The sequence below is a fragment of the Bradyrhizobium sp. genome (assembly GCF_019242285.1).
Taxonomy (GTDB): domain Bacteria; phylum Pseudomonadota; class Alphaproteobacteria; order Rhizobiales; family Xanthobacteraceae; genus Bradyrhizobium.
Genome location: NZ_JAFAVV010000368.1, coordinates 1 through 11677, shown reverse-complemented (window position 1 = coordinate 11677; position 11677 = coordinate 1). Strand labels below are relative to the sequence as shown.

9 protein-coding genes are annotated in these 11677 nt (G+C 65.6%); 4 read left to right on the top strand and 5 right to left on the bottom strand.

What is annotated here, in order from left to right; translation table 11 throughout:
* Positions 1–1302, top strand: a 1302-nt coding sequence (locus JOY90_RS14510; RefSeq protein ID WP_291691808.1) for a glycine--tRNA ligase subunit beta, incomplete at its 5' end; no start/stop codon positions are given.
* Between the two features lie 62 nt (positions 1303–1364).
* Here JOY90_RS14510 and JOY90_RS14505 read toward each other — a convergent pair.
* The gene (locus JOY90_RS14505) at positions 1365–2264 is read right to left on the bottom strand and encodes a TauD/TfdA family dioxygenase (protein ID WP_291691807.1); all 900 of its coding nucleotides are present in this window, start codon (positions 2262–2264) and stop codon (positions 1365–1367) included.
* 327 nt (positions 2265–2591) lie between these two features.
* The gene (locus JOY90_RS14500; RefSeq protein ID WP_291691806.1) at positions 2592–2954 is read right to left on the bottom strand and encodes a DUF1236 domain-containing protein; all 363 of its coding nucleotides are present in this window, start codon (positions 2952–2954) and stop codon (positions 2592–2594) included.
* 262 nt (positions 2955–3216) lie between these two features.
* On the opposite strand from JOY90_RS14500, the gene JOY90_RS14495 reads away from it, so the two are divergent.
* The 3 genes from JOY90_RS14495 (at position 3217) to JOY90_RS14485 (ending at position 8058) form a co-directional block, all read left to right on the top strand.
* On the top strand, positions 3217–3372 hold the full coding sequence (locus JOY90_RS14495; RefSeq protein ID WP_291691805.1) for a DUF3096 domain-containing protein: 156 nt from the start codon (positions 3217–3219) through the stop codon (positions 3370–3372).
* 88 nt (positions 3373–3460) lie between these two features.
* Positions 3461–6349, top strand: a complete 2889-nt coding sequence (gene ppdK, locus JOY90_RS14490) for a pyruvate, phosphate dikinase (RefSeq protein ID WP_291691804.1) — start codon at positions 3461–3463, stop codon at positions 6347–6349.
* Positions 6350–6705: 356 nt separating this feature from the next.
* Positions 6706–8058 carry a cell wall hydrolase gene (locus tag JOY90_RS14485; protein WP_291691803.1) on the top strand — a complete coding sequence of 451 codons (1353 nt, stop codon included), beginning with the start codon at positions 6706–6708 and terminating at the stop codon, positions 8056–8058.
* 184 nt (positions 8059–8242) lie between these two features.
* On the opposite strand, the gene nadC is transcribed toward JOY90_RS14485, so the two are convergent.
* The 3 genes from nadC to nadA form a co-directional block, all read right to left on the bottom strand.
* Positions 8243–9121, bottom strand: coding sequence for a carboxylating nicotinate-nucleotide diphosphorylase (gene nadC / locus JOY90_RS14480; protein ID WP_291691809.1), 879 nt, complete (start codon positions 9119–9121; stop codon positions 8243–8245).
* Between the two features lie 32 nt (positions 9122–9153).
* Positions 9154–10740, bottom strand: coding sequence for an L-aspartate oxidase (locus JOY90_RS14475; protein WP_291691802.1), 1587 nt, complete (start codon positions 10738–10740; stop codon positions 9154–9156).
* 29 nt (positions 10741–10769) lie between these two features.
* Positions 10770–11677, bottom strand: a 908-nt coding sequence (gene nadA, locus JOY90_RS14470; protein WP_291691801.1) for a quinolinate synthase NadA, incomplete at its 5' end; no start/stop codon positions are given.

Sequence of the window (11677 nt, the reverse complement as noted above, 5' to 3'; positions counted from 1 at the left end):
AAGCTGGAAGACCGGCTGCCGAAATTCGACCAGATCGTGTTTCACGAGAAGCTGGGCACGCAGGGCGAACGCATCAAGCGCATCGAGCGCTTCGCCGCCGAGATCGCGCCGCTGGTCGGCGCCGATGTCGAGAAGACGAAGCGCGCGGCGAAGCTGGCGAAGGCCGACCTGCTCAGCGAGGTCGTCGGCGAATTCCCCGAGTTGCAAGGTCTGATGGGCAAATACTACGCGCTGGCGCAGGGCGAGGACGCCTCCGTTGCCGCCGCGAGCGAGGAGCACTACAAGCCGCAGGGACCGAACGATCGCGTGCCGACCGATCCGATCAGCGTTGCGATCGCGCTTGCCGACAAGATCGATACGCTGGTCGGGTTCTGGGCGATCGATGAGAAGCCGACGGGCAGCAAGGATCCGTATGCGCTGAGGCGCGCGGCGCTAGGAGTGATCAGGCTGATCTCCACGAATGAAGTTCGAACACCTCTGCGACCGCTTCTTTGGGCGGCCTTTTCCAATCTTTTCCTCTTGATGAGTGAGATTAGGGTGCCTTTCCTCGTTCAGAAGAGCAAAGATAGATGGGTATACGCACCTAGAAGGACTGAGAAGCTGGCCGACGTCATTGAGTCCGATGTCGACTTCGATGTTGACGCAATGCGGACAACTCAGTTTGAGTTCGTTGAGCCGACATTTGGTATTGCTGTCGAATTCGAGTCAGACGCACCTGCACATGAGAATGATCCTCATACTTCCTCGGGCATAGTGCTGCCCTTTAAGAACGCTGAAACTGGACTCCTTTCCTTCTTCGCCGACCGCCTGAAAGTCCAGCTCCGCGAGCAGGGCGCGCGGCACGACCTCGTCGATGCCGTGTTCGCGCTGGAGGGGCAGGATGATCTCCTGATGGTCGTCCGCCGGGTCGAGGCGCTCGGCAAGTTTCTCGACAGCGACGACGGCAAGAACCTGCTCGCGGGGACGAAACGCGCCAGCAACATCCTCGCGATCGAGGAGAAGAAGGACAAGCGCAACTTCGATGGTGCGCCGGATGCCAAGCTCTATTCACTCGGCGAGGAGAAGGCGCTGGCCAAGGCGATCGACCAGGTGAAGGCGGAAGCCGGCGCCGCGGTGGCCAAGGAAGACTTCGCCGCCGCGATGAGCGCGATGGCGAAGCTGCGCCCCGCCGTCGATGCGTTCTTCGACAAGGTTAAGGTCAATGACGACGATCCCGAGGTGCGCGAGAACCGCTTGAAGCTGCTCAACGAGATTCGCGTTGCCACGCGCGCGGTAGCGGATTTTTCCAAGATCGAGGGTTGAGGCCAAGGGTTGAGGCCAAGGGCCATGCGTGTTTCGTCCTGACGCGTCCGCAAGGCCCGAAATCAGGACAGCGGCGTTCCGGCCAGCGTAATGCGATGCAACAGCCGGCGATGGCCGGAATAGTCATTCAAGGCGAGGTGCCAGGTCGAACGATTGTCCCAGAAGGCGAGCGACCCCTGCCGCCACCGAAAGCGCATGGTGAATTCCGGCCTGACCGCGTGACGATAGAGATAACCGAGCAGCGCAGCGGATTCCTCGCTCGACCACCCGTCGATCCGGACCGTGAAATTGGCGTTGACATAGAGCGCCTTGCGGCCCGTCTCCGGATGGGTGATCACGACGGGATGCAGTGCATCCTGCGTCGCCAGTTCGGGGTTGCTGATCCGACCCTTCAGATCACTCTCCATCAACCCTTTGGAGGTGTAACCGAACACATGGCGGCTCGAATGCACGGCCTTGAGGCGCTCGAGCGTCGCCTTCAGCCCCGGTGACAGCGCATCATACGCGGCAACCATGCTGGAGAACAACGTGTCGCCGCCGACGGGCGGAACTTCACGGGCGTAGAGCAATGATGCCTTGGCCGGAGCCTGATCATAGCTGTGATCGGTATGCCAGGAGCCGCCGATATTCGATTTCTGGTCCGCTTCCTTGCGAACCTCGGCAATTTCCGGATAGCCATCGACCGTCTTGAAGAAGCGATTGATCTCGATCGTGCCGAACCGCCGCGCCAACGCGATGTGTTGCTCGGGTGTCAGAACCTGGTCGCGGAAGAAGACCACGCCATGCTCCCGGAATGCGCGCGCGATCTCCTCGGCCACCGCGTCGGACAGTTCGGACGACAGGTCGACATTCCCGATCTCGGCGCCGACAAAGGGGGACAAGGGTTCGACCGTGATCTGCGAATAGGATCGGACCGGCTCCGACACGCGATCGGCGACCGACACAGCTGCGGAACTGATCATGGCACAACCTCTTCCGGCGGCAACCTCGGTTCATGCTATTAGATGACGTCGACTGCCGTCGCGTAAAGCGAAGAAATTGTCCGGTTCGGAAATAGCAAGATCGCCTCGTCTTGTGCGGATGCCGCGGAATATTGTTTCGCCGGTCAGGCTTGCCGCCTGCGGTCATCAAGTCGAAGTCGAGCAACAGTCGCGCCGGGCGGCGATCAAGACCTGATCATCATGCCGTAAAACAAAGAGCCCCACCCGGTGGGGGGAAACCGGGCGGGGCCTTCTTGTCCGGGGGCCGCTGCGGCTCGGTCCGGACAATCGCTGTACGTCGCTTGAGCGCTACTCGACGACCTGAACGATCCGCCGCGTACGCGGCTCGACCAGCACGGTGCGGCCATTGACCACGGTGTAGCGATAAGGCGTCACGCCGTAGGTCTGCGGCACGTCGTAATAGGTCACGCCGGTCTCCGGCAGCACGCCGCCGACCACGACGGGGCCGGGAACGGCGTAGTCCGGCACGCGCTCGCGAACGACGTATTCGCGGAAGGCCGGGCGCTGCTCGTAGGCGATGCCGTCGCTGTCGACCACGACGGCTGGGCCGCGCCCGACGCCCGTGGTGTAATATTCGGTCTGCGCCTGCGCCGCCATCGGCATGCTGATCGCTCCCGCGACCGCCGCGACGGCCAGTATCGTGTTCCGCATGGTCTGCTCCTTCTTGAACTACATGGCAGGTCCGGCGGCTCGCGCCGGGCGTCATGCCGGAGCCAATGCATCACGTGCGGCATCGTTCCCGAAAGGCCCGTTCTCATCCGAGGCAATTTTGGGCATCTTCCGTGAATCCGGAACCGATAAATTTGAGTTGGCCGGAACCGAAAACAGCCGCTTGCGTCTCCTAAACCGCAAAGCGCGACGTTAAGATGCGCTCCCCGCCTGTCGATTCTTCCCACCCCTCAGGAGAGTTTAAATGGTCATCACTGCTGCGCACGTCCCTGCGATCGTTGCCTTGATCGCCGGTATATTGATTTTGATCATGCCGCGGCTCCTCAATTTCATCGTAGCCATCTACCTGATCGTGGTCGGCCTGATCGGTCTCGGTTTCCTGAGGGTATTTCATATGTAGAGCACCCGCGGTTCCGCGGCTTGCACCGGCCGGTCCAAAATGGTGTAAGGCGCGCAACTTTCTCCCCTCTCGTGGATTGATCAAGGTCATGGCAAAAGCCGTTGCTACCCCCAAGAAAACCGCCAAGAAAACCGCAGCGAAATCAAAGTCATCCACTCCGGTACGGACGAAAACCTCCGCGGCGCCCGCGCGTCAGCCCTTGAAGGCTGCGCCGAAGCTGGCGGCCAAGGCGGCTCCGAAGGTGGCGGCCAAAGCCCCCAAGATTCCGGCGCCCAAGGCGACAGTGGAAGCGCCCAAGCCCAACAAGTGGGTCTATACCTTCGGCGACGGCAAGGCCGAGGGCAAGGCGGAGATGCGCGATCTGCTCGGCGGCAAGGGCGCCAATCTCGCCGAGATGGCCAATCTCGGCCTGCCGGTGCCGCCCGGCTTCACCATCCCGACCTCGGTCTGCACCTATTTCTACGCCAACGACAAGACCTATCCGAAGGAGTTGAAGGCGCAGGTCGAGAAGGCGCTCGATCATGTCGGCAAGCTGACCGGCAAGATCTTCGGCGATGCCAGCAATCCGCTCTTGGTGTCCGTGCGTTCCGGCGCGCGCGCGTCGATGCCGGGCATGATGGACACCGTGCTCAATCTCGGCCTCAACGACCAGACCGTCGAGGCGCTGGCCGAGATGTCGAACGACCGCCGCTTCGCCTATGACAGCTATCGCCGCTTCATCACCATGTATTCCGACGTGGTGCTCGGCTTCGAGCATCATCATTTCGAGGACATCCTCGATACCTTCAAGGACGGCCAGGGCTATTCGCTCGATACCGACCTTTCCGCCGACGATTGGGTCGAGCTGGTCGGCCGCTACAAGGAGGCGGTCGCGCGCGAGACCGGCAAGGATTTCCCGCAGGACCCGCACGACCAGCTCTGGGGCGCGATCGGCGCGGTGTTCTCATCCTGGATGAACGCGCGCGCGGTGACCTATCGCAAGCTGCACAACATCCCGGAATCCTGGGGCACCGCGGTCAACGTGCAGGCCATGGTGTTCGGCAACATGGGCGAGACGTCGGCGACCGGCGTCGCCTTCACCCGCAACCCCTCGACCGGCGAGAGCCGGCTCTATGGCGAGTTCCTGATCAACGCGCAGGGCGAGGACGTGGTCGCGGGCATCCGCACCCCGCAGGACATCACCGAACATGCGCGGCAGGAGTCGGGCTCCGACAAGCCGTCGATGGAGACGGCGATGCCGGATGCGTTCGAGGAATTGACGCGCATCTACACCATGCTGGAGCAGCACTACCGCGACATGCAGGACATGGAGTTCACGGTCGAGCGCGGCAAATTGTGGATGCTGCAGACCCGCTCCGGCAAGCGCACCGCCAAGGCGGCGCTGCGGATCGCGGTCGAGCTTGCCAATGAGGGCCTGATCTCGCAGAAGGACGCGGTGAGCCGGATCGATCCGGCCTCGCTCGACCAGTTGCTGCATCCGACCATCGATCCCTCCGCCAAGCGCGACGTGATCGCGACCGGGCTGCCGGCGTCGCCAGGGGCTGCGTCGGGCGAGATCGTGTTCTCCTCCGACGAGGCCGCCAAGCTGCAGGCCGATGGCCGCAAGGTCATCCTGGTCCGCATCGAGACCTCGCCGGAGGACATTCACGGCATGCACGCCGCCGAGGGCATCCTGACCACGCGCGGCGGCATGACCTCGCACGCCGCCGTGGTCGCGCGCGGCATGGGCAAGCCCTGCGTCTCCGGCTGCGGCACCATCCGCGTCGATTACGGCCGCGGCACCATGAGCATCGGCTCGCGCACCTTCAAGACCGGCGATGTCATCACGATCGACGGCTCGCTCGGCCAAGTGCTGGCCGGCCGCATGCCGATGATCGAGCCGGAGCTGTCGGGCGAGTTCGGCACGCTGATGGGCTGGGCCGACGACATTCGCAAGACCGGGGTGCGCGTCAATGCCGACACCCCGGACGACGCGCGCACCGCGATCAAGTTCGGCGCCGAGGGCATCGGGCTGTGCCGCACCGAGCACATGTTCTTCGAGGAGACGCGCATCCGCACCGTGCGCGAGATGATCCTCGCCGAGGAAGAGCAGGAGCGCCGCGCGGCCTTGTCGAAACTGCTGCCGATGCAGCGCGCCGATTTCGTCGAGCTGTTCGAGATCATGAAGGGCCTGCCGGTGACGATCCGGCTGCTCGATCCGCCGCTGCACGAGTTCCTGCCGCACACTCATGCCGAGATCGAGGAAGTCGCGCGTGCGATGAACACCGATCCGCGCCGGCTCGCCGATCGCGCCCGCGAATTGTCCGAGTTCAACCCGATGCTCGGCTTCCGCGGCTGTCGTCTCGCGATCGCCTATCCGGAGATCGCCGAGATGCAGGCGCGCGCGATCTTCGAGGCCGCGGTCGAGGCGCAGAAGCGCACCGGCAAGGCGGTCGGGCTCGAGGTCATGGTGCCGCTGATCGCGACCAAGGCCGAGTTCGACCTGGTCAAGGCGCGCATCGATGCCAGCGCCGCCTCGGTGATGCGCGAGACCGGCGGCAAGCTCGCCTACCAGGTCGGCACCATGATCGAGTTGCCGCGCGCATGCCTGATGGCGGGCGAGATCGCGGAGACCGCGGAGTTCTTCTCCTTCGGCACCAACGATCTGACGCAGACCACCTATGGCATCAGCCGCGACGACGCTGCGAGCTTCCTCGGCGCCTATGTGGCCAAGCACATCCTGGAGATCGATCCGTTCATCTCGCTCGATCGCGAGGGCGTCGGCGAGCTCGTCAAGATCGGCGTCGAGCGCGGCCGCAAGACGCGGCCGAGCCTCAAGGTCGGCATCTGCGGCGAGCACGGCGGCGACCCCGCTTCCGTCGCGTTCTGCCACGCGATCGGCCTCGACTATGTCTCCTGCTCGCCCTATCGCGTGCCGATCGCGCGGCTCGCCGTGGCGCAGGCCGCGATCGGCAAGGAGGTCGCGAGCCAGGCGTGACCTGAATTCCCTCACCTCACGTTGAATTCATCAAAATTTTTGCTGATGGCCGGGTCTCCCCGGCCATTCGCATTTTTGACGCCGTGCTGCCACGCTTCCGTACTGACGCGGGGGGCGCGGACATTTCTTCACCATCTTCGTTGACGGCGTATTTACCGCTTTCGTCGAGCCGTTGTTTACCAACGGTTGGCATGCGTCCGCGCGATGCAACCTCTCCGTTTGCCTGTGCTCCCCCTGCAACGCCGATTAACGCCTCAGCAACCTAAATTCGTTACTAACGCAAGAGATCGAATTGCACGGATGTACTGCCTTCGATTCTTCTGAGTGAGCGTAGCGTGAGCGTACAGTCGACATTCATGCGTAACAAGCCGAAGGGCGCGCGGTTCGCGTCCTTCGGATTTGCGCTGCTGTTCTTCGCGCTGCTGCCGCGCGAGATCGGCCATCAGGACATCTCATCGCTGCTCGCGCGCCAGTCCGGCGCCGCCGAGCGCTGGCAGAAGCGGGTGTCGTCCGCCGCCGCCACCATCCAGCTCGCCACCTTGAGCTTCGGCAGCCCGATCGGCACCTCGGCGCCGCAGAGCGCGAACTATCGCCTCGCGAGCCTCGACAACAAATCGGCCGACGTCGCGGGCGCGCTGACGCGCGGTCCGCTGCCGCTGCTGCGGCCGCGCTACCAGCCGTCGGACTTTCCGCTCGTCAATCGCACTCTGAAGGGCGACCGTCTCGTCGTCCGGCCGCTGGACGCGCCGACCGGTAACGGTCCGGGCCTCGACGACCCGGCGAGCCCGAACTTCTCGGTCAAGGGGGCGAAGACCGCCGAGCTGTCGCCGCCGACGGCCGAGCGCGCGCCGCTCGATCCGGAGTTGCAGGCGGCGCTGCGCGCGCCGCCGCTGCCGCAATACCAATCCCAGCCGCAGGATGATCTCAAGGGCGGTGCATCGGCGACGTCACGCGATGGCTTCGACGTCAAGACGGCGAGCCTGTTCTTCGGCAACAGCGCGCTCGGCGGCTCGGCCGGGAGCCTGGAGCAATGGCAGCCGGGCGAGGCGCCGATGGTCGTGATGCCGCCATTGCCGGGCGTCCAGGCGGTGGAGAGCGGCGAGAGCATCGCAGCCAAGGGTGAGGTCAACGCCGACAGCCAGCACACGCTGACGCCGGCCGAGCGGCTCAGCCTGTTCGACCAGAAGTCGCGCGCCAGGTCGGAGAAGTGCCTGGCCGAGGCGGTCTATTTCGAGGCGCGCGGCGAAGCCGTGCGCGGCCAGATCGCGGTGGCGCAGGTGGTGATGAACCGCACTTTCTCGGGCTATTATCCGAACACCGTGTGCGGCGTCGTCTACCAGAACAAGTACCGCCACCTCGCCTGCCAGTTCACCTTCGCCTGCGACAACACCCGCGACGTGATCCGCGAGCCCGAGATGTGGGAGCGCGCGAAGAAGATCGCCAAGGCGATGCTCGACGGCCAGATCTGGCTGCCCGAGGTCGGCAAATCGACGCACTATCACGCCTATTATGTGCATCCGTCGTGGGTCAGCGAGATGAAGAAGATGTACCGCTACGGCGTGCACACCTTCTATCGGCCGAAGGCCTGGGGCGACGGCAGCGACGCGCCCAGCTGGGGAACGCCGGCGCAGACCGCCGCTCTCTCCGCCAAGCTCGTCTCGGAAGCCAGGAGCGAAGCCGAGGTCAATCCGAACTCGGTCCGGCGATAGTGCCGGAGCTGGAGGGTGGGCTAAAGCGCGGCCGCGTCCGCCGAAGCTCGCAGAGCGTAGGCGGAAGCGCTGTTGCCCCCCATGGATCGACAGCGGTGCCGTGAATGGTGGGCACGCTTCCGCCCTTGCTTGGCGCGCTTCGGTGCAAGTTGCCGCTTTGCCCACCCTACGACTACAGCTCCGTTCATGCATCGATGTCGATGGCGACGTCGAAGTTCGGCGCCGAATGCGTCAGCGCGCCCGATGACACGTAGTCGACACCCGTGGTCGCGATCGCCGCGATCGTCTCCAGCGTGAGTCCGCCCGACGCTTCCAGCACGACGCGGCCCTGCGCGAGCCGCGCGGCTTCTCGCAATGTCGCGATCTCCATGTTGTCGAGCAGCACCACGTCGGCGAGGCCGGTGTCGAGCACCTCGCGCAACTGCTCGAGCGTATCGACCTCGATCTCGAGCTTGACGAGATGGCCGACGTGGCCGCGGGCGCGCGCCAGCACGGCGCGGACGCCGCCGGCGACCGCGATGTGGTTGTCCTTGATCAGCACGGCATCGTCGAGCCCGAAGCGATGGTTGAAGCCGCCGCCGCAGCGTACGGCATATTTCTCCAGCGCGCGCAGGCCCGGCGTGGTCTTGCGGGTGCAGCAGACGCGCAGCTTCGTCCCGTCGGTGCGGCGGACGTAATCCGAGGTCAGCGTGGCGATGCCGGAGAGCCGGCCGACGAAATTCAGTGCGGTGCGCTCGCCGGTCAGGATCGCACGCGCCGGGCCGGCGAGGGTCAGCACAGGCTTGCCCTTCTCGACGGCTGCGCCGTCGCGCACATGCGGCGTGATCTCGGTATCGGGCGACAGTTTCTGGAACGTCGCGACCGCGAGCGGCAGGCCGGCGATGATGCCGGCCTGCCGCGCGACCATTACCGCCTGGGCCCGCGTCGTTTCCGGAATCGTCGCCATCGACGTGACGTCGCCGGCGCGGCCGAGATCCTCGTCGAGCGCGCGCGCGACCGCCTCGTCGATGGCGAACGGCGACAGGAATGCGTCGGGATGCAGCAAGCGGGCAGGGGTCGTCATAAGGGTCGTCACAGGGATCGTCATGGCACACCTCAAGCGGTCATCGGTTGCGCCGCGGGCGCGGAGCCGCCCTCGGCCAACTGCTCGGCGACCTCGCGCGCGGCCGCAAGCGTCGTCATCGTCCGCTGCGCCTGTGCGGGATTTTCGGCCGGATGATCGGCGCGGAAGTGAGCGCCGCGGCTCTCGCGCCGCGTCCAGGCGGAGGCGGCGACGAGCAGCGCCGTCGTTGCCATGTTGCGCAACGCGATGCTGCCGGCGCTGCGCTCGAGGCCGGCGAAGGCGCGTACGGCATGCGCAAGTTCATCGCCGCTCCTGATCACGCCGACCTGCGCGGTCATCATCGCGCGCAGGTTCTTCTCCGCAAGCGGAGGCATGGCGCCGTCGGACTCGAACGTCGTCTCGGCGGGTCGCGCGAGACGCTGCGGAAGCGCCGCGCCGTTGATGTCGGAGGTGATGCGCGCCGCATAGACCAACGCTTCCAGCAGCGAGTTGGAGGCGAGGCGGTTGGCGCCATGCGCGCCGGTCGAGGCCACTTCGCCCGCGGCCCACAATCCGGGAAGCGACGAGCGGCCGCGCCCATCCACGGCGATGCCGCCCATGTGGTAATGCTCCGCAGGCGCCACCGGAATCGGCTGTGTTGCCGGATCGAGGCCGGCCGCCATGCAGCTTGCATGAACGGTCGGAAACCTGTCCGCGAAACGCGAACCCAGCGCCTGCCGTGCATCGAGATAGGCGCCGCGGCCGGCGGCGATCTCGGCGAACACGCCGCGCGCCACGATGTCGCGCGGGGCGAGCTCGGCCGAAGCGTGTCGCGCAAGCATGAAGCGCTCGCCGTCATGGTTGATCAGCGTGGCGCCTTCGCCGCGCAGCGCCTCGGTCGCGAGCGGTGCGGGATCGCGTCCGACCATGATCGCGGTCGGGTGGAACTGCACGAATTCGGGATCGGCGATTACGGCGCCCGCCCGCGCGGCGATCGCCAGTCCCGTGCCGCACGCTTCCGGCGGGTTGGTGGTCACTGCGTAGAGATGGCCGATGCCGCCGGTGGCCAGCACCACGGTGCGTGTGGCGACAAGCACGGGCGAGGCGTCCGGATCATGCGCATTGCGCAGTTGCAGGCCGGTGACGGCGCCGTCCCGCGTCGACAGCGCTTCGACCGCGAGGCCTTCGATCACGCGGATCGACGGTGTGCGCCGCACCGCCGCCGTCAGTGCTTCGATGATCGCCTTGCCCGCCATGTCGCCGCGCACATGCACGATGCGCCGCGCCGAATGCGCAGCCTCGCGGCCGACCGCGAGCCGGCCTTCGAGGTCGCGGTCGAACGGCACGCCATAGGCCAGCAGGTCATGGATGCGCGGTCTCGCCTCGCGCGCCAGCGCGAGCGCGACATCGCGATCGACGATGCCGCCGCCGGCGGCGATGGTGTCGGCGGCATGGGCTTCCGCGCTGTCGCCCTCGGCGACCGCGGCGGCGATGCCGCCCTGCGCCCAGGCGGAGGAAGCGCCTTCGCCCAACGGCGCCGCCGTGATCACGGTGACCGGGCGCGGCGCGAGCTTGAGCGCGCAGAACAGGCCGGCAAGGCCGCCGCCGACGATGACGACGTCGTCGACGCCGTTTGTCACTTCTCGAATTTGCCTCGGCATGCTGTGGCTCAATTCTTCAGGTTGATCATCCGCTCGACCGAGCGCCGGGCCTTCGCCGCGATGGCGGGATCGACCGTGACCTCCTCGCGCAGCGTGAGCAGGCTATCCAGGATCTTCGGCAGCGTGATCCGCTTCATGTGCGGGCAGAGATTGCATGGCCGCACCATCTCGACATCAGGCAGCTCGGCTTGCACATTGTCGGCCATCGAGCATTCGGTGATCATGACGATGCGTTTCGGGTGCCTGTCGCGCACCCACTTGATCATGTGCGCCGTCGAGCCGGTGAAGTCGGCCTCCGCCAGCACGTCCGGCGGACATTCCGGGTGCGCGATGATCTGCACGTCGGGATCGGCCTCGCGAAAGCCGCGCAATTCGTCGCCGGTGAAGCGCTCATGCACTTCGCACGCGCCCTTCCAGGCGATGATCTTGACGTCGGTCTGCGACGCGACGTAGTTCGCCAGGTACTGGTCGGGCAGGAAGATCACGGTCGGCGCGTTCAGGCTCTCGACCACCTCAACCGCGTTCGACGAGGTGCAGCAGATGTCGACCTCGGCCTTCACGTCGGCCGAGGTGTTGACATAGGCGACCACCGGCACGCCGGGGAAACGCTCGCGCAACAGCCGCACGTCGGCACCGGTGATGCTGGCGGCGAGCGAGCAGCCGGCGCGGGAGTCCGGGATCAGCACCGTCTTCTCCGGGTTCAGCAGCTTCGAGGTTTCCGCCATGAAGTGCACGCCGCATTGGACGATGGTCGAGGCCTTCACCCGCGTGGCTTCGATCGCGAGCTGCAGCGAATCGCCGGTGATGTCGGCCACGCAATGGAAGATTTCCGGCGTCTGGTAGTTGTGCGCCAGGATCACGGCGTCGCGCTCGGCCTTCAGCTCGTTGATTGCCTTGACGTAGGGCGCCATGAACG